The organism is Oerskovia enterophila (assembly GCF_044748475.1).
In the GTDB taxonomy this organism is placed as follows: Bacteria; Actinomycetota; Actinomycetes; order Actinomycetales; family Cellulomonadaceae; genus Oerskovia; species Oerskovia enterophila.
In genome coordinates, this window is record NZ_JBIVFZ010000006.1 from 60,090 (window position 1) to 78,777 (window position 18,688).

At 73.2% G+C, this 18,688-nt stretch carries 24 protein-coding genes; 10 read left to right on the top strand and 14 right to left on the bottom strand.

The window, feature by feature from the left end; genetic code table 11:
• The first annotated feature begins 352 nt into the window (after positions 1-352).
• The 4 genes from ACIPWA_RS17545 to ACIPWA_RS17560 all read left to right on the top strand — a co-directional run bounded on the left by ACIPWA_RS17545 (position 353) and on the right by ACIPWA_RS17560 (position 3,572).
• Positions 353-1,435 (top strand): acyl-CoA dehydrogenase, encoded by a 1,083-nt coding sequence (locus tag ACIPWA_RS17545; RefSeq protein WP_400291840.1) that lies wholly within the window; start codon positions 353-355, stop codon positions 1,433-1,435.
• On the top strand, positions 1,429-1,812 hold the full coding sequence (locus tag ACIPWA_RS17550) for a PIG-L deacetylase family protein (RefSeq protein ID WP_400291841.1): 384 nt from the start codon (positions 1,429-1,431) through the stop codon (positions 1,810-1,812). The genes ACIPWA_RS17545 and ACIPWA_RS17550 overlap by 7 nt, the downstream gene beginning before the upstream one ends.
• Positions 1,813-2,115: 303 nt before the next feature.
• The gene (locus ACIPWA_RS17555; protein WP_400291842.1) at positions 2,116-2,856 is read left to right on the top strand and encodes a class I SAM-dependent DNA methyltransferase; all 741 of its coding nucleotides are present in this window, start codon (positions 2,116-2,118) and stop codon (positions 2,854-2,856) included.
• The gene (locus tag ACIPWA_RS17560; RefSeq protein ID WP_400291843.1) at positions 2,853-3,572 is read left to right on the top strand and encodes a glycosyltransferase family 2 protein; all 720 of its coding nucleotides are present in this window, start codon (positions 2,853-2,855) and stop codon (positions 3,570-3,572) included. Before ACIPWA_RS17555 ends, ACIPWA_RS17560 begins: the two co-directional genes overlap by 4 nt.
• Before the next feature lie 122 nt (positions 3,573-3,694).
• Here the strand turns inward: ACIPWA_RS17560 and ACIPWA_RS17565 are convergent, their stop codons facing one another.
• From ACIPWA_RS17565 to ACIPWA_RS17580, 4 genes are all read right to left on the bottom strand, one after another.
• On the bottom strand, positions 3,695-4,273 hold the full coding sequence (locus ACIPWA_RS17565; RefSeq protein WP_056763696.1) for a Dps family protein: 579 nt from the start codon (positions 4,271-4,273) through the stop codon (positions 3,695-3,697).
• Between the two features lie 122 nt (positions 4,274-4,395).
• On the bottom strand, positions 4,396-5,355 hold the full coding sequence (locus ACIPWA_RS17570) for a manganese catalase family protein (protein ID WP_056651775.1): 960 nt from the start codon (positions 5,353-5,355) through the stop codon (positions 4,396-4,398).
• A 248-nt stretch (positions 5,356-5,603) separates the two neighbouring features.
• Complete coding sequence (locus ACIPWA_RS17575) at positions 5,604-6,239, bottom strand: transcriptional regulator (RefSeq protein ID WP_400291844.1); 636 nt, start codon at positions 6,237-6,239, stop codon at positions 5,604-5,606.
• Positions 6,236-6,643 carry an SANT/Myb-like DNA-binding domain-containing protein gene (locus ACIPWA_RS17580; protein WP_354505776.1) on the bottom strand — a complete coding sequence of 136 codons (408 nt, stop codon included), beginning with the start codon at positions 6,641-6,643 and terminating at the stop codon, positions 6,236-6,238. Before ACIPWA_RS17580 ends, ACIPWA_RS17575 begins: the two co-directional genes overlap by 4 nt.
• Before the next feature lie 57 nt (positions 6,644-6,700).
• Here ACIPWA_RS17580 and ACIPWA_RS17585 point away from each other — a divergent pair, with 57 nt between their 5' ends.
• A complete protein-coding gene (locus ACIPWA_RS17585; protein ID WP_400291845.1) occupies positions 6,701-7,957 on the top strand; it encodes a PEP/pyruvate-binding domain-containing protein in 1,257 nt (418 codons plus the stop codon).
• Between the two features lie 18 nt (positions 7,958-7,975).
• Positions 7,976-8,587: a histidine phosphatase family protein gene (locus ACIPWA_RS17590; RefSeq protein WP_400291846.1), complete on the top strand. Its 612-nt coding sequence runs from the start codon at positions 7,976-7,978 to the stop codon at positions 8,585-8,587.
• Positions 8,588-8,611: 24 nt separating this feature from the next.
• On the opposite strand, the gene ACIPWA_RS17595 is transcribed toward ACIPWA_RS17590, so the two are convergent.
• The 3 genes from ACIPWA_RS17595 to ACIPWA_RS17605 all read right to left on the bottom strand — a co-directional run bounded on the left by ACIPWA_RS17595 (position 8,612) and on the right by ACIPWA_RS17605 (position 11,977).
• Positions 8,612-10,207 (bottom strand): MFS transporter, encoded by a 1,596-nt coding sequence (locus tag ACIPWA_RS17595; RefSeq protein ID WP_400291847.1) that lies wholly within the window; start codon positions 10,205-10,207, stop codon positions 8,612-8,614.
• 112 nt (positions 10,208-10,319) lie between these two features.
• Positions 10,320-11,540: an RNA polymerase sigma factor gene (locus ACIPWA_RS17600; RefSeq protein ID WP_400291848.1), complete on the bottom strand. Its 1,221-nt coding sequence runs from the start codon at positions 11,538-11,540 to the stop codon at positions 10,320-10,322.
• A complete protein-coding gene (locus ACIPWA_RS17605; RefSeq protein WP_068625675.1) occupies positions 11,537-11,977 on the bottom strand; it encodes a YciI family protein in 441 nt (146 codons plus the stop codon). The genes ACIPWA_RS17600 and ACIPWA_RS17605 overlap by 4 nt, the downstream gene beginning before the upstream one ends.
• A gap of 238 nt (positions 11,978-12,215) precedes the next feature.
• Here ACIPWA_RS17605 and ACIPWA_RS17610 point away from each other — a divergent pair, with 238 nt between their 5' ends.
• Positions 12,216-12,812, top strand: a complete 597-nt coding sequence (locus tag ACIPWA_RS17610; RefSeq protein WP_400291849.1) for a SigE family RNA polymerase sigma factor — start codon at positions 12,216-12,218, stop codon at positions 12,810-12,812.
• Entirely contained in the window at positions 12,805-13,884 is a 1,080-nt protein-coding gene (locus ACIPWA_RS17615; protein WP_400291851.1) for a hypothetical protein, read from the top strand. The genes ACIPWA_RS17610 and ACIPWA_RS17615 overlap by 8 nt, the downstream gene beginning before the upstream one ends.
• A 28-nt stretch (positions 13,885-13,912) precedes the next feature.
• Here ACIPWA_RS17615 and ACIPWA_RS17620 read toward each other — a convergent pair whose 3' ends face one another.
• From ACIPWA_RS17620 to ACIPWA_RS17650, 7 genes are all read right to left on the bottom strand, one after another.
• Positions 13,913-14,509, bottom strand: coding sequence for a GNAT family N-acetyltransferase (locus tag ACIPWA_RS17620; protein WP_400291852.1), 597 nt, complete (start codon positions 14,507-14,509; stop codon positions 13,913-13,915).
• A 92-nt stretch (positions 14,510-14,601) separates the two neighbouring features.
• Complete coding sequence (locus ACIPWA_RS17625; RefSeq protein WP_068708840.1) at positions 14,602-15,189, bottom strand: hypothetical protein; 588 nt, start codon at positions 15,187-15,189, stop codon at positions 14,602-14,604.
• Entirely contained in the window at positions 15,186-15,746 is a 561-nt protein-coding gene (locus tag ACIPWA_RS17630) for a DUF6286 domain-containing protein (RefSeq protein ID WP_400291854.1), read from the bottom strand. Before ACIPWA_RS17630 ends, ACIPWA_RS17625 begins: the two co-directional genes overlap by 4 nt.
• A complete protein-coding gene (locus ACIPWA_RS17635; protein ID WP_400291855.1) occupies positions 15,743-16,183 on the bottom strand; it encodes an Asp23/Gls24 family envelope stress response protein in 441 nt (146 codons plus the stop codon). The genes ACIPWA_RS17630 and ACIPWA_RS17635 overlap by 4 nt, the downstream gene beginning before the upstream one ends.
• Positions 16,176-16,355, bottom strand: coding sequence for a hypothetical protein (locus tag ACIPWA_RS17640; protein ID WP_056651733.1), 180 nt, complete (start codon positions 16,353-16,355; stop codon positions 16,176-16,178). The genes ACIPWA_RS17635 and ACIPWA_RS17640 overlap by 8 nt, the downstream gene beginning before the upstream one ends.
• Positions 16,356-16,394: 39 nt before the next feature.
• A complete protein-coding gene (locus ACIPWA_RS17645; RefSeq protein ID WP_157516394.1) occupies positions 16,395-16,853 on the bottom strand; it encodes an Asp23/Gls24 family envelope stress response protein in 459 nt (152 codons plus the stop codon).
• The gene (locus ACIPWA_RS17650) at positions 16,850-17,410 is read right to left on the bottom strand and encodes an Asp23/Gls24 family envelope stress response protein (protein WP_056651731.1); all 561 of its coding nucleotides are present in this window, start codon (positions 17,408-17,410) and stop codon (positions 16,850-16,852) included. The genes ACIPWA_RS17645 and ACIPWA_RS17650 overlap by 4 nt, the downstream gene beginning before the upstream one ends.
• Positions 17,411-17,573: 163 nt before the next feature.
• Here ACIPWA_RS17650 and ACIPWA_RS17655 point away from each other — a divergent pair, with 163 nt between their 5' ends.
• Both ACIPWA_RS17655 and ACIPWA_RS17660 read left to right on the top strand, forming a co-directional pair.
• Complete coding sequence (locus ACIPWA_RS17655; protein ID WP_056651728.1) at positions 17,574-18,140, top strand: RNA polymerase sigma factor; 567 nt, start codon at positions 17,574-17,576, stop codon at positions 18,138-18,140.
• The gene (locus ACIPWA_RS17660; protein ID WP_157257642.1) at positions 18,137-18,595 is read left to right on the top strand and encodes a hypothetical protein; all 459 of its coding nucleotides are present in this window, start codon (positions 18,137-18,139) and stop codon (positions 18,593-18,595) included. Before ACIPWA_RS17655 ends, ACIPWA_RS17660 begins: the two co-directional genes overlap by 4 nt.
• Positions 18,596-18,688: the final 93 nt, after the last annotated feature.

Sequence of the window (18,688 nt, forward strand, 5' to 3'; positions counted from 1 at the left end):
TCGGAACCGGCCCGTCGACAGCTGACGGGCCGGACGTTGCGGGGAGCTCGCAGGTCCCGCTGGTGCAGGTCACGAGCTCTGACGGGTCGAGCGTGCGGGCTCGGGCATGCCCGCGATGTGCAGTGCGGGAGCGTTCGAGCCCCGTGCATGAACGTCCGACAACCCGACGGCGCGCCGTGCGCATGGTGGCCTGCCCCGGGTATCTCCCCCGTCCGGTCTGCTGCATGTTAGCGCTCACACACGGCAGGGTGTCAAGGTCGCCCCCTCGGCGACGCAGGACATGTCCCTGCCGCGTGCGAGCCGTCGCGACCCGGCCTACGGTGCGGAGACCTCGAACCCTTCTGGAGTCGCCTTGACCGCACTGCCCACCACGGCGCGGCCCACCGCCGTCGTGCTCGACCCCTCCCGCCCGGACGCCGGGCGGGCTCTCCGACTGACGGCGGCACTCGCCGACGTCCCCGTCCTGCGGGGAGACGTCGGCCCGGCCCTCGCCTGGGCGGCCCGCGTCGGGCGGACCGTCCCCGTCGCCGGCACCGGAGGGGTGCTCGAGCCCTGGGAGCTGCTCGCCTCGACCGCAGCGGTGGACGTCGGAGTGGCCCGCGTGCTCGAGCCGCACCTCGACGCCCTCTCGATCCTTGCCCAGGCCCCCGGTGGCGTGGACCTGGCCTCGATCGGCGCCGACGAGGACAGCACCTGGGGGGTCTTCGCCGCCGAGGGGCCCGGGGCACGCCTCGAGGCGGCACGGTCGAAGGAAGGCTGGCAGCTGACCGGCACCAAGCCGTGGTGCTCGCTCGCCGCCTCCCTCTCCCACGCACTCGTGACCGCATGGGCCGGGGACGGACGTCGGCTGTTCGCCCTCGACCTCCGGGCGCCGGAGGTCAGCCCCGACCCGGGACCATGGGTGGCTCGAGGGCTCCCGGAGATCGTCAGTGCGCCCGTGCGTCTGCGGGCGGCCCGCGCGGTGCCTGTCGGCGGCCCGGGGTGGTACCTCGAGCGGCCGGGCTTTGCGTGGGGCGGCATCGGTGTCGCCGCCTGCTGGTGGGGTGGGGCCGTGGGCCTGGCACGCGAGCTCTTCGCGTCGACGCAGCGTCGAGACCCTGATCAGCTCGCGCTCGCCCACCTGGGCGCGGTCGACGTCGCTCTCTCGGGCGCCCGGGCCTCGCTCGCAGAGGTGAGCCGACTCGTCGACGAGGCCACGACCGAGGCGCTCGCGCCGGGGGTGCTCGCCCGTCGAGCGCGAGGTGTCGTGGTCCGGGCCGTGGACGAGACGGTGAAGCACTGCTCCCACGCTCTGGGTCCAGGGCCGATGACCGTCGACGAGGGCTACGCGCGCCGGCTCGCCGACCTCACACTCTACGTGCGCCAGCACCATGCCGAGCGCGACGACGCCTCGCTCGGACGTGATCTCGTCGCCCGCACGAGCGCACCGTGGTGAGGTTCGACCACCGGGACGCCGGGACCACCGAGGCCGCGTGGCGCGCCGGCGGGTTCCTCGACCGTCTGCCCCCACTCGTGGTGTCCGCGGCCACCCCGCACCTCGTCGTGCTCGCTGCGCACCCCGACGACGAGGCGCTCGGGGCCGCGGGCCTCCTGGTACGGTCCTCGCGCCAAGGAACTCCTGTCACCGTGGTCGTCGCGACGGACGGCGAGGGGTCGCACCCCGGCTCCCCGACCCACTCTCCGGCGGACCTCGCAGCACGGCGTCGCCTCGAGCTGATCGAGGCGGTCGCCTGCATGGCACCAGACGCCGACGTGCGCTTCCTGGGCCTGCCCGACGGCGGCCTGCGCGAGCATCGGGCCGCGCTGCACTAGGAGCTGAGCAAGGTGCTGGTCTCGGTCGGACCGAGCGACAGAGCGCCCACCGTGGCCCCACCGGGTCGGCTGCTGCTGTGCGCGCCGTGGCGCGGGGACGGACACCGTGACCACCGCATCGCGGGCGAGGTGGCGGCCGCGGTCGCTGCGGAACAGGATGCGCAGCTGGTGCAGTACCCGATCTGGTGGTGGCACTGGGCCTCTCCCGATGACGTCGGCGACCAGGTGACGATGAGACGGCTGACGCTCACACCGGACGAGAGGGCCGCCAAGTCCCGGGCTGTGTCGGCGTACCGGTCCCAGGTGAGTCCCCTCTCACCCGACCCCCGAGACGCCGCGGTGGTCGGCCCCGAGATGCTCCTGCGCGCCGAGCGTGAGGTGGAGGTCTTCGTCGCGGACGAGCCGCGGGGCGCCGCCCCCGGCCAGGCTGCCGCCAGGACCACGGCGGAGACTCTTCCGGTGGCCTTCTTCGACGACTTCTACCGGGGGCGGAGCGATCCGTGGGGGTTCGAGACCCGGTGGTACGAGAGGAGGAAGCGGGATCTGATGCTCGCCGCGCTGCCTCGGCCTCGCTTCCGGGCCGGGCTGGAGATCGGTTGCTCGACCGGGGTCCTGACGGCCTCCCTGGCCGCCCGGTGCGACCGGATGACGGGTGTCGACCTCGCGCAGGCTCCGCTCGACGCGGCCCGCAGGCGTCTCGGGCAGGCCGTGGAGCTCTTGCGCCTCGAGGTGCCGCGAGAGTGGCCCCCGGGGCGGTTCGACCTCGTGGTCCTCTCCGAGGTCGGCTACTACTTCAGCGCAACCGACCTGGAAACGGTGATCGACCGGGCCCTGGAGTCCATGAGCGACGACGGCGTGCTGGTCGCCTGCCACTGGCGGCACCCGGTCGCCGGGTACCCGCTCGGCGGGGACGAGGTGCACGCCGCCCTGGCCGCCCGACCTGGTCTCGCCCGGCTCGCACGTCACCTCGAGCAGGACTTCGTGCTCGACGTCCTCGTCCGCCCTCCTGCCGTGTCCGTGGCCACCGCGGAGGGGCTCGCATGACCCCGACGGACCGGGTGACGGGGCTCGCCGTCGTCGTCCCGGTGAACGACGAGGAACCGCTGCTGCCCCGGTGCCTCGCCGCGCTGGGGGTGGCCGTCGGAGCGTTGAGGAGCGCGCGACCCACGGTCCGGGTCGAGGTCGTGATCGTCCTCGACGACTGCGTGGACGGCTCGGTGAGGATCGCGAGAGCTGCACCGTTCACCGTGATCGAGACGTGCCACCGCAGGGTCGGAGCCGCACGCGCCTCGGGCGTCGCCGCAGCGCTCGAGCGACTGGGCCCGGGTGGGTCAGGCTCCTGGGTCGTCAGCACCGATGCGGACTCTGCTGTCCCCGCACGGTGGTTGACCCACCAGCTCGATCTGGCCGAGGACGGCGCGGACGTGGTGATCGGCACGGTGCGCCCGGACTTCGCGGACCTCTCTGCGGAGCAGCGCGAGGCATGGGTCGCGACCCACGCCCCGGGCCACGCGAACGGGCACGTGCACGGCGCCAACCTGGGGATCCGCGCGGACGTCTATCTCGCGGCAGGCGGGTTCCCGGGGGTCGCCGAGCACGAGGACGTGGGCCTGGTGGAGCGCGCCCGGCTCGCGGGCGCCCGCATCGTCGCCTCGGACGCGGGCTGCGTCCTGACGTCGGGCCGCTCGACGGGTCGCACTCCCGGCGGGTACGCGCGGCACCTGCGGGAGGATCTCGTGCCGGCATCTCGGGTCGGTTGAGTCGGCCGCGTACCGGGCCGACGGCGCCTCCCGGACGCGCCGGCCCCGTCACCACCGCACGGGTCCAGGGACGACGCGTCCCCCTGCCCGCAGGTGCGAGCAGGGGGACGGCGCGTCGTCGGTCAGGCTTCCTTCTTGGCTGCGGCCTCCGCCTTGCGAGCGGCACCGGTCTCGGTCGTCGCGCCCGAGGTCGAGAGCTCTCCGCCCGAGGACTCGAGGTGCGCGCGGACGAACCAGTGGAACAGCTCGAGGTCGCGCAGGTGACCGACCAAGAGGTCGTTGGTCACGGTGTCGAGGTCCTCGGTGTCGGCGGCGGCCTGGCGGTGGTCGGCGATGACGCCCCGGTAGACCTCGTCGAGGGCACCGAGATGGGCGATCGTCGACGCACGGCCCAGGCTGTAGTCCTCCCAGGTGCGCTCGGCGACGATCGCACCCGGCGTGCCGCGCGGCGGGACGCCCAGCGTGGCGATGCGCTCGGCCGTGCTGTCCACCATCTCGCGGACGGCATCGACCTGCGGGTCGATCATCTCGTGGACCGCGATGAAGTGCGGTCCCACCACGTTCCAGTGGATGTGCTTGAGCGTCAGCGCCAGATCGTTGAGCGCGTGGAGACGCCCCTGCAGGATCGCGGCGACCTTCCCCCCGTCCTCCAGGGTCAGCGACGGGACGGTGTACTCGGGCAGCTCCTTGCGGACAGCCATGTAGTCCTCCTCGATGCTCGTTCCTTCAGCTTCCTTCAGCGCAGTGCGCTTCCTCCATCGTGGCCGCGTGGCAGAGGCCTTGCAGCGCGAGCCGTGGTGAGACGCGCCACGTCCCCCGTGCGCTAGGCCTTGCTGGTCGGTGCGAACAGCGGTTCGGCGGCCGTGGCCATCTCGAGGTCGGCCGTCGCCTGGATGAGCGCGAGGAGCTCGGGATCGAGACCGGGAGAGAACTCCTCGTACCGTTCCCGGGCGATGGTCGACGGCACGCCGGGCGGGGCCTGCTCGGTCGCGTCGAGCTCCGTCCCGTCGTTCGAGGGCGACATCCCCTGGAAGATCCGCCCGGCCTCCGAGGCACCCTCGAGGTCGAACGTGTACTGCTTGGACTGAAGCCCCAGGTCGACGAGCTTCTTGACCTCGGGGAACTTCTCAGCGTTCGTCTTGGGTATGGGCAGCAGCTTGCCCCAGTCGACACCCAGCGTCTCGAGGGCCCGGGCATAGGCGTTCTCGTGCGCCTGGTCCCTGACGATCAGGTAGGAGATCGTCGACCGGGCGGTCTTGTTGTCGGTCATCTCGTAGATCCGGCACTTCTGCAGACGTCCCGTGGACTCGAGCATCAGGTTGTAGAGCAGGTCCAGGACGAGGTTCCCCGAGTTGTAGACGTAGCTGCCGCTCCACGGGTTGCCGGCTGCGTCGACGGGCAGGGCACCTTGCGCGGCGACCAGGTAGTGATGGATGTTGCCCTCCCCCAGGGCCAGGTCGAGCGGTGTCTTCCCGCCGGCGCCGGGCGTGTCCAGGGGGTCGGTCTTCTTCCCGTTGTAGCGCGGTGAACCGTCGAGGAGTCGAGCGATCGTCGTGCCGATCAGCTCGACGTGGCTGATCTCCTCGGTCCCGATCCCCTGGAGCAGGTCCCGGTACGGCTTGCCCGTCGGGCCGCGGAAGTTGATGCTCTGGAACAGGTACTGCATCATCGTCCGCATCTCGCCGAACTGGCCACCCAGGCCTTCCTGGAGGGCGTTCGCGGCCGCCGGGTCGGGTTCGTCCGCCACGATGTCGTTGATCAGTCGCTGCACGTGCAGATACATCTCGAGCCTCCTCGGTGAAACCGATGTGGATCCGTCCACCGTGCGCTCCACGTGCACCGCCGGCCTCTGGGGCGCCCGGGCAGCCCTGGGGACTGCGAGTCGCCCCACCACCGTCTACGGTCGTCAGAGGACCGTCCTGTCACGGACGCGGCGCGCACCGCGGTCCCCCCGACCGGCCGCCGTACCGCCGCTCGACCGACCGCACGGGGCGGGGTGACCTGGTCGGGCGTGCGGGGCGCGCGGCCGTCTCAGACCCCTGCGCCCCGGTCGACGCCGAGCGTCGCGACGAGGTCCTCGTGGAGCTCGAACCACACCCGATGGCACGACTCGACGTCGGTGCGGTCGACCCAGCCGCCGTCGCCCGCCTGCACCCGGTGGAGCGCGGCGGAGAAACGCACGTCATAGCCCGAGAACCGGGAGAGCACGTCGCCGAGCCGTCGCACGAGCGGTGCGAGCGCGCGGTCGAGCGCGGCGAGCTCGCCCAGCACCTCGGCGTCCCACGCCGGGTCGGTGTGGTCGTTGGCGGCGAGGCGGTCGCCGGACGTGGGCCGCAGCTGCCAGGACGTGCACGCCTGCTGCAACCGCGCGTTGAGCGGGAGGAAGTCGCGGTGGACCTCCCTCACGTCCTCGGCGCGCCCCGTGCGCGTGAGCTCGGCCGCGAGCTGCCGCTCGTTCTCGACGCGCCCCGCGACCGTGAGCGACCACCCCGCGAGGCCCGCGAAGCCCGATCGCTGGACCCAGCCGCGCGCCTCGGCGTCCTCGAGCAGCTCCCCCGTCTCGTCCTGGTCTGTCCCGAACCGGCGGGCGAGCGACGGGACGCCGGCGAACCCGACGACGCGCACGGCGTGCAGGACGAGCAGGTCGACGGGCGAGTCCTGGGTCACGTGCGCTCCTCCTGCTTGGCCGCGAGCCGCTGGTAGTGCTGCTGGCACGCCTGCGGCGAGTTGAATCCCATCGCGTCGGCGATCTGGGCCCAGGTCAGTCCCGCGCTGCGGGCCGTGAACAGCAGCGCGTCCTCGAGCCCGGCCACCTCCGCCCGGGCCGCGGGCAGGAGCGCGAGCGCGCTGAGCAGGTCGGTCGGAGCCAGCTCGGACGAGCGCCAGAGCGCGAAGCGCGCGAGGTCCACGGCCGACGGCGGCACGGGGGCAGGCTGCCACGGGCGGTCCGCGAGCGCGTCCGCACCGAGGCCCAGGAGGTGGGTGCGCGCGTCGTGCTCGCGGCGCGCCTGGTCCTGGTCGGCACCCGCCGTCTCGTGCCCTGCGCTGGCCAGGTCCTTCTTGCGTGACATGCGACGATCCTGCACAATCAACAAATTGTTGTCAACAATCTGTTGAAGGCGGTACGGATGATCATCCCCCTCGCACAGGCGGAGCGGGAGACGTGCGGAGGCAAGGCAGGCACGCTCGGGATGCTCGCGCGCGCGGGGTTCGCGGTGCCCGACGGGTTCGTCGTCCCCTTCGGCGTGCCGCTCGACGTGCACGGGCTCGTGGGCCGGCGTCCCGAGCCAGGCCGGTCGGACGCCGACGTCCTGCTCCCCACTTCCCTGGTCGACGCGCTGGCCCGGGGGCTCCGTGCGCTGGGCGACCCGCCCGTCGCCGTGCGCTCGTCGGCGGCCGGCGAGGACACGGCCCGGGCGTCGGCCGCGGGGCAGCACGAGTCGGTCCTCGCAGTCCAGGGGCCCGACGCCGTCGCGCACGCCGTGCGCACCTGCTGGGCCTCGCTGCACTCGCCGCGGGCGACCGCCTACCGCCGAGGCAGCGCGCAGGACGCTGCGGAGGACGGCGCATCCATGGCAGTCCTGGTCCAGCGCCTCGTGGACGCCGACGCCTCCGGGGTCCTGTTCGCCCCCGCCGCACCGGGCGGCATGACCGAGATCGAGGCCTCGTGGGGACTCGGGCCCAGCGTCGTCGAGGGCAGGGTCGCCCCGGACTCCTACCGGGTCCGGGGCGACGGTGCCGTCGAGCTCACCGTCGGCCGCAAGGGGACCCGGCTCGACCGGAGGGGCCCGGGGGTCGTCGCGACCCCGGTGAGCGCGGACGACCGGGACCGCCCCGTGCTCGACGTCACGACCACCCGACGGCTCGCCCACCTGGGGCAGCGCGTCGTCGAGGCGCTCGGCGGGGCCCAGGACGTCGAGTGGGCCCTGGCCGGGGAGACTCTCTGGATCCTGCAGGCCCGGCCCGTCACTGCGGACCTCCCTACGTGGTCACCGGCGCCTGCTCCGCCGGCTCAGGGCCCGGGGAACGGGGTCCTGACCGGCACCCCGGGAAGTCGTGGCGCGGCGACCGGGCCAGCGCGGATCGTCCGCGATGCGTCCGACTTCTCGCGGGTGCGTCCGGGCGACGTCCTGGTCTGCCCGTTCACCGACCCCGCGTGGACTCCCCTGCTGCACGTCGCCGCGGGAGTCGTCACCGAGACCGGGGGCGTGCTGTCGCACGCGGCGATCGTGGCCCGCGAGCGCCGCATCCCCGCGGTCCTGGGCGTCCCCGGAGCGACCACGTCGATCCCCGACGGCAGCATCGTCACGGTCGACGGTTCGAGCGGCACGGTCACGACGGGGTCGAGCACGTCGACGCCTCCTGCACCTCCCGCGAACACCTGACCCCTGAGAGGACCGTCCGTGGGAACACGACATCTCTACCTCGTCCGGCACGGCGCGGCCGACGCGTTCGGCGAGCTCACCGCCGTCGGTCGCCGGCAGTCGCGGCTGGTGGGCGAGCGCCTCGCCCGGGTGCCCGTGACGGCCGTCTGGCACTCCCCTCTCCCCCGCGCCGCCGCGAGCGCGCGCGAGCTGGCCAGGTACCTGCCGCAGGCGCGCACGAGCGAGGCGGCAGAGCTCGTCGACCACGTCCCCTACGTCCCGCCGCCCGACGAGATACCCCGGTCCTGGGCCGGGTTCTTCGACGGCTGGGACGAGGCCGAGGCGAGCGCGGGGCGCCGGACCGCCGACGCGCTGGTCGCACGCTTCGCGTCGGCGCCCGACCCGGCGGTCCACGGCAGCGACGACGTCCACGAGGTGCTCGTGACGCACGACTACCCGATCGCGTGGCTCGTGCAGCACGCCCTGGACGCGCCGCCCGCGCGCTGGCTCGGCCTGAGCAGCGCCAACGCAGCGCTCACGCTCGTCGAGTACCGGGCCGGGCTGCCCCCCACCCTCGTGGTGCTCAACGACATGGCCCACCTGCCGACCGATCTGCGCTGGACGGGCTTCCCCGGCCCGGCGCGGCCGTGACGGCACGGGGACGGGCCCGCCCGGTCAGCCCAGGTCCAGGCCGTCGAGCGACGAGCGGGGCGTCTGGTCCGGCAGGCGCAGCATGCGGAACGAGTTGGCCAGCCCGAGCAGCCCAGCGAGGAGCGGGACCAGCAGGGCCACCTGCAGCGACCGGTTGCGGGCGCGGTCGTTGATGGCCAGCACCTCGGCCTCGACCTCAGGGGGCTGCCCCGTGATCTGCTCGGCGAGCCGGGACGTGCTCATGACCTCCGCGTCCTCCTCGAGCGTGGCGGCGATCTGCTGCTGCTCGGCGGCCGGGATGACCTCGCTGCTCTGCGTCATCTGCGTGAACCCCAGCGAGAGCGAGGCGAGCATGATGCCCCCGGCCATGGCGAGACCGAACGACAGACCGAACGACCCCGCGGCCGAGTTGACGCCTGCCGCCTCGCTGACACGCTCTTCCTCGACGGGCGCGAGCGTGTAGTTGTTGAGCTGCGACACCAGCAGGCCCAGTCCGCAGCCGGTGATCGCGAGCGGGAGGACGAGGTACCACCCGCTGTCCACGCGGGGGACGAACGGGATGACGAGCCCGATCCCGATGCTCGCCAGGAGGAAGCCCGTGCGGATGATCGCCGCGGGACGACGGGCTCCCGAACGCCTGCCCGCCACGACCGCTGCCGCGAACATCGTCAGGGACAAGGGGGCGAGGGACAGTCCGGCCTGGAGCGCGTCGTACTCGAGGGTCATCTGGAAGAAGAGCGGAAGCGCGATCATCGCGCCGCCCAGCGTGATCTGCTGCAGCATCTGCCCCGTGACGCCCGTCGTGAAGTGCGGGTGGCGGAACAGGTCCGGGTCGAGGAGCGGGACCCGGTGCGCACGCTTGCGGCGTTGCAGCCATCGCGCGAGCAGCACGAGCGCGACGACCCCGACGGCCATGAGCACGCCCACGAGCTCGCCGCCCTCCTGCCAGACGAGGATCCCGAGCACCACACCACCCATGCCGATCACGGACAGCACCGCGCCCACGACGTCGACCTGTCGGGAGCCCGTGAACGGGACGTCCCGGACCAGGCCGATCTGGCTCAGGACGACCGCGATGATGACCACCTCGAGCGCGAACCCGACCCGCCACGACAGGTAGGTCGTGACGAACCCGCCGAGGAGCGGGCCGACCGCTGCGGCGATCGCTGCCGACGCCCCGACCAGCGCGTACGCCTTCTTCTGGTCCGTGCCCGAGAAGTTGCCGTGGATCAGCGACTGCATCGCGGGCAGCAGCAACGACGCGCCCAGCCCACCCACGATCGCCCAGAACACGACGATCGCCGTGAGGCTCTGCGCGAGCGTCATGGCCAGCGCACCGGTCGCGTACGCGAGCAGGCCCAGGACGTAGGCCCGCTTGCGGCCGATCAGGTCGCCCACCTTGCTGTTGATGAGGATGAACGCCGCGGAGACCAGCGCCTCGAGGGCGATCGCGGACTGCACCCCGCTCGCGGTGGTGCCCAGGTCGTCGACGACCGCCGAGATCGACACGTTCATGAGCGACGTGTCGACGACCAGGACGAACATCGCCGCCGCGAGCAGCAGCATGAGCCGGCGGCTCCCCGTGGACTCGGGAGCGGCGCCCTCCGGTGTGGTGCTCATGTGACCGCCTCGGCTACGGGTGCCTCGCCCGCTCGTGCGGGCGGCGTCCGGGTGACGGTCGAGGGCGCCCTGGGGCCAGCCTAGGGACACCGAGGACGTCGTGCGCGGCGGGTCAGCCCGCGGCCCCCACCAGGCGCGCGACCTGGGCGGCCAGGTGCCGCTGCTCGGGAAGGCTCGTCGCGCGGGCCCCCGCCCGACGGTAGTGCTCGAGCGCCGCCGTCGGGCGCCCGGCGCGTTCCAGGAGGTGCGCGCGGACGACGTCGACCCGGTGCGGGTCGCCCGGGACCGGGCCGAGCCCGTCGAGGACCACGAGCCCCGCGACCGGTCCTTCGACCATGGCGACCGCGACCGCGCGGTTGAGCGTGACCACGGGACTGCCCGTCATGCGCTCGAGCAGCCCGTAGAGGCCGACGATCTGCGGCCAGTCCGTGTCCTCCGCCCGGTGCGCCCGGTCGTGCGCCGCGGCGATCGCGGCCTGGAGCTGGTACTCGCCGACGTCGCCGCGCGCGAGCGCCCGGTCGAGCAGCGCCAGCCCCTCGGTGAGCAGGGTGGCGTCCCAGCGCGCGCGGTCCTGCTGGGCGAGCGGCACGACGTCGCCGGCCGCGTCGGTCCGGGCCCGTCGTCGGGCGTCCGTGAGGAGCATGAGGGCCAGCAGGCCGCTCACCTCGGGGTCCTCGGGGACCTCCTGGTGGAGCCGACGGGTCAGGCGGATCGCCTCGTCGGTCAGGTCCACGCGCTGGAGCACGGGGCCGGCCGAGGCCGTGTGCCCCTCGGTGAAGACGACGTACAGCACGTGCAGGACCGACCGCAGACGCGCGGGCCGCTCCTCGGGGCCCGGCACGGTCAGCGGCTCGCCCGACGACGCCACCTTCTGCTTGGCGCGGCTGATGCGCTGGGCCATGGTCGCCTCGGGGACGCCGAAGGCCCGGGCGATCTCGAGCGTGGTGAGGCCACCGACCGCTCGCAGCGTGAGAGCGACGGCCGACGGCGGGGTGAGCGCCGGGTGGCAGCAGGCGAAGAGGAGCGCGAGCGAGTCGTCGCGCGCGGAGGGCTCGGCGCCCGGCACCTCGCTCGCCGCGAGCGCCCGCTCGCGCCGGCGGCGAGCGATCTCGCTGCGCTGGGCGTCGACCAGGCGCCGCGAGGCGACCTGCTGCAGCCACGCACGGGGGTGCTCCGGGAAGCCCTGCGCGGCCCAGCTCGTCACGGCCGCGAGGAGGGCCTCCTGGACGGCGTCCTCGGCCCCGGCGAAGTCGCCCGAGCGGCGCGCGAGCGTGCCGAGGACCTGCGGCGCGAGCTCGCGCAGCAGGTCCTCGACGGCAGGGTCGGACGTCAACGGGCTCCCTTCGCCGTGTCGAGGAACGCCGCCATCTCGGCAGCGTCCGACGGCGAGTCGTCCATGATCCGTCGCACCTGGATCGGCTGCTGCGTGGGCCGCCCCCCGCGCCCGGGCACGGCCGAGACCCGCGCGGCGATCTCGAGCGCCCGCGCCTCGGACTCCACGTCGACGATCTGGTAGCCGGCGAGCCACTCCTTGAACTCGGCGAACGGCCCGTCGGTGACGACCGGTGCCGAACCGTCCGACCGCACCACCTTCGCGAGGTCGGGGCCCGTGAGGACCACGGTCTCGACGAGCTCCCCGCTCGCGACGAGCTCGGCGTTGAGCGCCCCGTAGTACTCGAGGTGCGCCGTCACCTCCTCGGGCGTCCACTCGTCCATCGGCGTCTCGTCGCCCCCCGACCGGAAGTCCACGCCCACCAGGTATCTGGCCATCGGTCTCTCCTCACGTCCGTCGTGCCCAGCGTGGCACGCTCACCCCGTGGTCGGAACCGGTCGAGCGTTCTCGACAGGGGGACACGGTCGAGAGGTCGAGGCTGACGACGCGCGGCCGCGGGCACGTGCTGGGGCGAACGGACCCTGCGAAGAAACCTCGAAACCCGATCGAGCCGAGAGGGAACCGATCGGTGGGCTCGTGCGTGGTGGAAGGGTATGCAGGGATGTCGTGGGTCAGATGATGAGCACTGAGGCAGGCGTGACGGAGGACGAGATCCTGTGGGCGGACGGCGCCGCGGACCGGTACCTGGCTGCCGGGAAGGTGAACCGCGACGCGGAGTTCGTCGACTTCGTGGAGACGCACGGCGGCCGCCTGGAAAGGATCGCGTTCCTGATCAGCGGCGACCACCACCGGGCCGAGGAGCTGTGCCAGGCCACGCTCGAACGGACATATCGGTCCTGGGCGCGCGCGCGGGACGGCGACCCCTTCGTCTACGCGCGAAAGATCCTGACGAACCTCAAGATCGACACGTGGAGACGCACCCGGCGTGAGGTCCTGCTCGAGCCCGAGGGCCGCCCCTCGGGTGCGGTCCCGGATCACACGGCGGAGATCACCGTGCGGGACGAGCTCGTGCGCGCCTTGCTGCTCCTGCCGGTCCGGCAGAGACGCGTGGTCGTCCTGCGCCACCTGCTCGACCTGTCCGAGGCCGAGGTCGCCCGCGAGCTGGGCCTGCCGCACGGAACGGTGAAGTCCAACGCCTCGCGGGGGCTCGCCCGGCTCCGCGCAGAGCTGACCAGCACGACCACCCCGACGGCGGGAGCAAGCCATGACTGACGACGACGACTTCGCAGCGGACCTCCGCACTCTCGCCGATGAAGCGATCCCCGTCGGGCACATGTCCGGCCCGCCGACTCTCGCCCTGGTCAAGCGCCGCTCGCGCAGACGCTCGGCGCGGGTCGCTCTGGTGTCCGTCATGTGCGGAGCACTGATCGCCCTGGGCGCCATAGCCCTGCCGCGTGTCGGGATCGCCACGATGGCGCCGGCGTCCTCGACACAGCTCGCGCCCGGGATCGAGGTACCCGCCGACCCGACGACGTCCGCGCGCACCGGCGGGGGGCTGGTCGTCGACACCAGGGTGCCCGGCTGGACAGCCGGCACGCGACTCTTCGTCGTCAGCAGACTCAGCACCCAGGATCGAGCCGTCAACGCCGTGTACGAGGGGGACGACGCCGACCTCCGAGAGCTCCGGGCCGGGAACGCCGCCGGCACGATGCTGCTGAGCTCGGACGCCACCGCGGCCTCGGCGACCTCTCCCGACGGTGACCACCAGGTCGTCATCGGCCTGGGAGTCCCCCCGGAGGCCTCCGCCGGCGGGCCGCCCGGCCGGAACGAGCGGCGTCTGATCTCCTGGGACCTGTTCCCCGCCGCGGACGGCACCCTCGTCTCCTCGGTGGTCCTGCCCGACTCGCTGATGAAGGACGCGGCCGGCCTGCCCCTCGACGTCATCTCGCTCAGCAAGGTCGATGGCGAGATTCCCGCGTTCGGTGGCTTCTACTCCATCAGCGCCTACCGCAACGGGGTCGGCCTGGACGGCTGCCTGGGTGACTGCTCTGCCATCTTCACCGACGAGAGCTCGACCGCCTTCCCGAACGACGGCCCCCAGGGCGTCGCACGGGCGCAGCGCCTGACCGTCGCGAGCGCCATCGAGGACGCCGTCGCCAGGGCAGAACTCGCCGGGGAGTCCCGACCCTCACCCCGCGAGGTCTGCGTGGACGTCCGCGAGGACCTCGACCGCGCCACCGGGACCGAGAGGACCGCTGACGATCGCCTCCTCCAGTGCTTGCTCAGCGCCACGGACTGGTACGCACACCAGGCGGAGCTTGCCTCCTCGGACAGGTCCGGCTGACAGTCCGGCCTCGACTCCGACGGACGCACTACCCGATCGGCCAAGCGACGGCCGAGGCCGAGCCGCCCGTGGAGACCCAGGAGCCGAAGGGTTCGTCAGGCATGTCCTCGTCGGTCTGCTCGGTCCCGCAGACCACCAGGCCCCGCGCCTGGTAGTTCGCCAGCGCGGCGGGACCGTCGAGCGTGCAGGTGTGGACCCAGACGCGGACGGCCGGCGGGAGGTCGGCCCGCTCGGCGAGAGACCAGGCGGCCGCGATGCCGTGCTCGAGGAGGCGGCCGCCCAGGCCGCGGCCGATCGCCCGCTCGGCCAGGCCGAAGTACCGGATCTCGACGTGCGTCCCGCTCGCATCCACGAGGGGCTGGAGTTGGACGTAGCCCCAGGGACCGCCCTCGCCGTAGAGGACCCAGAACTCCGTCCCCGGCACCTCGAGCTCCTGGACCCACTGCTCACGCGTCCAGCCGAGCCGCTCGGTCCAGAACCACGGTCCGCCCACCAGGCCGTAGAGGAAGCGGGCGTACTCGGGAGCGACGTCGACGGTCCGCTCGAGGCGTACCTCGTCGGGCAGGGCGCGCGGCGTGGCCACGGGCGGCTGGAGCATCTGGAGCGTCGTGATGGTGACCTTCACGGGACTCAAGGGTAGAGGCCCCGCCCGGGACGTCGCCTGCCGACCGTCCTCGGGCCGCGACGCACCGCGAAGGCCCGGCGACGCCGCGGCGGTCAGGCGACGCGAGCCGCGCGGTCTGGGCGGCGGCTGCTCCTGATCCTCAGGGTGGTGCGGGAGCGGAGCCTGTCGTCGGGCAGGACGGTCGCGGCGTCGGCGAGGAGGCGGTCCAGCCGGGCGGCGAGAGCGGGCAGGTCGGTCGCCGGGTCGACGGTGACGACCAGGCTCAGGACGAGCTCGGGCCCCTCGTCGTGCAAGGTGGCGGTCGCTCGGTGGACGGAAGGGATCTGCTGAGCCGCGTGGGCCGTCGCGTTCGCCACGGCGTCTCGGGAGATCCGCAGGCGCATGGTCCGGGTGGAGCCGGGCAGGTCCTGTTCGGGGACGGAACGGGCCGGCAGGTGGGCAAGCATCCACCACAGCGAGACGACCGCGAGGAGGACGGCGACCGCGCCGGCCGCGTAGGGCCACCACGGCTGAGTCACGGCATCCTGGGTGGCTGTCGTATCGATCGCGTCGGGGACGCCGTCGAAGAGCTCGGCCAGGGTTCCGGTGGTCCACAGCAGGGCGGTGGCACCGACGACGACGAGCACGAGGCCGGCGAGGGCGAGCAGGGCGCGGTCGAGTCGCAGGACGGTGCGGTTCATGATCGTTGCCCTTCGCCGGGTCGCACGGTCAGGCGCGGCGGTTGCTCGAACGCCGAGAGCTGGTGGGAGACCTCGGCACGGACGTCGTCGAGGATGTCCGCGGACCCGGTCGAGCGGACCGTGACCCGCACCGCGGTGCGGGAGACCGACGTGCTGGCGCCCAGCACCCCGGGCACGTCGCGGGCCGTCGCGTTCACCCAGCGCGCGACATCGGCGGAGCGCACGTGGATCCCGCTGGTGGCGGCGATCCGCCGGGTGGTCCGCGGACGGGGGCGGACGGCCTGCCACACCAACCAGAGGCCGAGCAGGGCGAGCACCACGCCGGCCGCTCCCACCCACGTCTCGGGCTGCAGGCCGTCCAGGGAGTCCGCGAGCGAGGCGATCCAGCTGGTGCCGGCGCCCCGCAACGCCACGAACGACGCCTGTCCGGCGAGCACCGCGACAGCCAGCAGGACGACCGCCAGGAAGAAGGCCCACGAGGTCAGCGCGAGCCCGGCCCGAGGCGACCTGGCCGGAGCGGGGACGTGCTGCGTGGATGGTGCCGTGGGTGTGCTCATCGGACTCGCTGCTCCTTGGGCGGACCGGCGACGTCGGACGCGTCGACGATGCGGGCCACGGTCGTACGGACCTCGTCGACCTGCACCCCGGCAAGGACGAGGAGCTGGTCGGTCACGGCTTCGCACACCTCGCGAGCGACACGTGCGGCCGGGTAGGGCCAGACCAGGGCGATCTCGAGGAGGACGCGGGCACGGTCACCGGCTCGTGAGCACACGACCTGGGGATAGCTCCTGCCCAGGGCTCTCCCCACCGTCCCGGCCGTGGCAGCAGCAGGCGCGACGCCCGCGACGCCGAGCACCGCCGCGCGGGTGACCTTGTCGACCACCCGGTCGGCGACCCGCAGCACTCCCCGGTCCGCGGCGTCGACCGCCTCGGCGCGGACGTCGGGCCGCGGTTCGTCGAGGAGGACGTCGCCGCCCCGAGCCGGGTCAGACATGACGTCGGCTGCGGAAGGCTGCGCCGAGGTCGATGCGGCCCTCGATCTGGGCCGCGACGAGCCATCCGACGCCCCCGAGGGCGACGGCGAGCAGGAATCCCCAGAATCCCCCGAGGATCGCGGCGATGGCGAGCAGGAGGCCGGTGAGAAGACCGGTCGTGGACACGGACATGTGTACTCCTTGGACGGCGCCCGGTCAGGGCGGGGACGATCATGTCGGCGGGGGCTCGACGTCCTCGACGAAGACGTGGACCGGCTCCGAGACCAGGGCGCGCACGGCCTCGTGGACGTTGCCGGCGACCTCCGGGATGGGGCGCCCGGCGGAGACCACCAGGTGCACCTCGGCCTCGTCGGGCCGGAGCCTCACCCCGGTGACGGCACGACCCGGCAGGTAGGTGGCGACCTCCCCGAACGCCCCGGCGTGCAGACGCACGACTCCCGGCACGGCGAGCACCGCCGCGACCACCCGGTCCGCCAGGTCCTCCTGGTCGGCGACATCCGCGTCGTCCTCAGCAGAGGCACGAGGTGGACGAGGAGGAGAGGCGGCGAGAGGCCGCCCCACGGGCGAGGTGTCGAACGCTGCCGCGACGTCCAGGGGTGTCGGGGCGACGGGCTCGGCGTCCCGGCTGGACGTCGGAAGCCCGGAGGATCCCGGTGACGAGGTGGTCATCGCACTCGCCCGCCACCTTCCTCGCCCTCACCGCCGGCCGAGGACTGCTCCCGCGACGAGGACCGCCCCGAGCTCGAGTCGGCGTCGTCGTCGGGCAGATGGACGTCGTTGACGTCGATGTTGACCTCGGTGACCTCGAGCCCGGTCATGCGTTCGATCGAGGTGATGACGCTCCGCCGGACCGCCTGCGCCAGGTCGGCGATCGAGACCCCGTAGTCCGCGACCAGGTCCAGGTCGACTGCGGCCTGTCGCTCGCCGACCTCGACGTGGACGCCGGAGGTGGTGTCGCTGCCGCTCCCGGGGATGTACTCGCGGAGGGCGCCGAACGCCCGGGCCGCTCCCCCGCCCACGGCATAGACGCCCTGGACGTTGCGGGTCGCGATGCCCGCGATCTTGGCGACGACCTGGTCCGCGATCGTCGTGGTGCCGTGCTCGGAGGCCAGGGCCGACACGTGCTCCGAGCTCTCGCGCGGCGCACGTGCCAGGCTGTTGTCCCGGGGTCGTGCTGAGGCCCCAGCAGCCGGGGTTCCCGTGGTGGGGGTGCTCTGCTCGCTCATCGTCGGCTCCTCGTGCTCAGGCTGACCCGCCCGGTCCGGGCGGTCTGGACGTTCCCCAGTGAGTGCTGACCTGGGACCGATACGTCACGCGCTCGCGAGTGTGATCTGCGTCACACTCGCGCCGCGGCTGGCGAGTCCGCCGGGGATCGATATCGTCGGACGGATGGAACCCCTCGACGCGGGTGGCGGCTCGGGGACGGCCTCGGACCTGTTGCTCGCACGCCGGGCTGCGCTCCGTGACCGAGATGCGTTCACCCAGCTCGTCGACCGGCACGGCCCGGCGCTCTACCGGTACGTCCTGCGGATGGTCCACGATCCCGAGGTCGCCGCCGACTGCCTCCAGGACACCCTGGTGGCCGCGTGGACCGGGTTCGCCGAGTTCCGCGGAGAGTCCACCCCCCGCACCTGGCTCTTCGGGATCGCCACCCGCCAGGCCTATCGGCACCGGAGCCGCGTCGCGCTGCAGCCCGGCCCCCTGCCCGACGACCTCGTCGAGACCGCGACGCACCGACCCGACCAGGACGCCGTGGACAGCGCGCTCGTCGAGGCCCTCGACATCGCCCTGCTCGGTCTGCCACCGTTGCAGAGGTCGTGCTGGCTGCTGCGCGAGATCGAAGGACTGCACTACGCCGAGATCGCGCTGATCCTCGGCACGAGCCACGACGCCGTACGCGGGCTCCTCCACCGGGCCCGCTCCACGCTGGCCGAGACGATGGAGGGATGGCGATGAGCGACGAAGCCGTCCTCGACCGCGCCACGCAGGCACTGCGGCGTCACACCGACCGAGGGTGGACCGTCGTGCGGGAGAACGCACTCCTCAGGGCGCTGTCCGCCTTCCGCCCCTCTGCCCCGGTCCGCGGTCGCACGGCCACCCCCGCCGGCGCTGCGGACTACTTCGTCGCGGCCGACGTCGTGGTCGCGGCGCTCCGCGAGAGCGTCGCCGCGGTGCCGAGCGCCGCGCCGCTCACGATCACCTGCTCGACCGACGACCACGACCGGCTCGTGGCCGTCACGATCGAGATCGTCGCCGCGTTCGACGATCCGCTCCTCCCGCTCGCCGCCGCCGTCCGTCGCGCCGCGACCTCCCGCCTGCGGATCGTGCTCGGCGACCTCGCCCCCCTGGCCGGCGCGGTCGCCGTCCACGTCGCCATCACCGACGTCACGGACGACCCGCGCGAGCTCTAGGTGTGCGCCCGTACCAGCGCCGTTGCCCGCGCCGCCGCCGGACGACCAGCGCTGTCCCGTTCCCGCGCGAGTCACCGTGAGCGTCGCTAGGTT

Bases quoted from the DNA above. Each gene is read 5' to 3' on its own strand.
- ACIPWA_RS17660 (WP_157257642.1), top strand. From the start codon at position 18,137: ATGAGCGACGAAGCCGTCCTCGACCGCGCCACGCAGGCACTGCGGCGT.
- ACIPWA_RS17650 (WP_056651731.1), bottom strand. From the start codon at position 17,410: ATGAGCGAGCAGAGCACCCCCACCACGGGAACCCCGGCTGCTGGGGCC.
- ACIPWA_RS17580 (WP_354505776.1), bottom strand. From the start codon at position 6,643: ATGTCACGCAAGAAGGACCTGGCCAGCGCAGGGCACGAGACGGCGGGT.
- ACIPWA_RS17645 (WP_157516394.1), bottom strand. From the start codon at position 16,853: ATGACCACCTCGTCACCGGGATCCTCCGGGCTTCCGACGTCCAGCCGG.
- ACIPWA_RS17595 (WP_400291847.1), bottom strand. From the start codon at position 10,207: ATGAGCACCACACCGGAGGGCGCCGCTCCCGAGTCCACGGGGAGCCGC.
- ACIPWA_RS17635 (WP_400291855.1), bottom strand. From the start codon at position 16,183: ATGTCTGACCCGGCTCGGGGCGGCGACGTCCTCCTCGACGAACCGCGG.
- ACIPWA_RS17560 (WP_400291843.1), top strand. From the start codon at position 2,853: ATGACCCCGACGGACCGGGTGACGGGGCTCGCCGTCGTCGTCCCGGTG.
- ACIPWA_RS17605 (WP_068625675.1), bottom strand. From the start codon at position 11,977: ATGGCCAGATACCTGGTGGGCGTGGACTTCCGGTCGGGGGGCGACGAG.
- ACIPWA_RS17565 (WP_056763696.1), bottom strand. From the start codon at position 4,273: ATGGCTGTCCGCAAGGAGCTGCCCGAGTACACCGTCCCGTCGCTGACC.
- ACIPWA_RS17610 (WP_400291849.1), top strand. From the start codon at position 12,216: ATGATGAGCACTGAGGCAGGCGTGACGGAGGACGAGATCCTGTGGGCG.
- ACIPWA_RS17615 (WP_400291851.1), top strand. From the start codon at position 12,805: ATGACTGACGACGACGACTTCGCAGCGGACCTCCGCACTCTCGCCGAT.
- ACIPWA_RS17640 (WP_056651733.1), bottom strand. From the start codon at position 16,355: ATGTCCGTGTCCACGACCGGTCTTCTCACCGGCCTCCTGCTCGCCATC.
- ACIPWA_RS17655 (WP_056651728.1), top strand. From the start codon at position 17,574: ATGGAACCCCTCGACGCGGGTGGCGGCTCGGGGACGGCCTCGGACCTG.
- ACIPWA_RS17625 (WP_068708840.1), bottom strand. From the start codon at position 15,189: ATGAACCGCACCGTCCTGCGACTCGACCGCGCCCTGCTCGCCCTCGCC.
- ACIPWA_RS17585 (WP_400291845.1), top strand. From the start codon at position 6,701: ATGATCATCCCCCTCGCACAGGCGGAGCGGGAGACGTGCGGAGGCAAG.
- ACIPWA_RS17570 (WP_056651775.1), bottom strand. From the start codon at position 5,355: ATGTATCTGCACGTGCAGCGACTGATCAACGACATCGTGGCGGACGAA.
- ACIPWA_RS17630 (WP_400291854.1), bottom strand. From the start codon at position 15,746: ATGAGCACACCCACGGCACCATCCACGCAGCACGTCCCCGCTCCGGCC.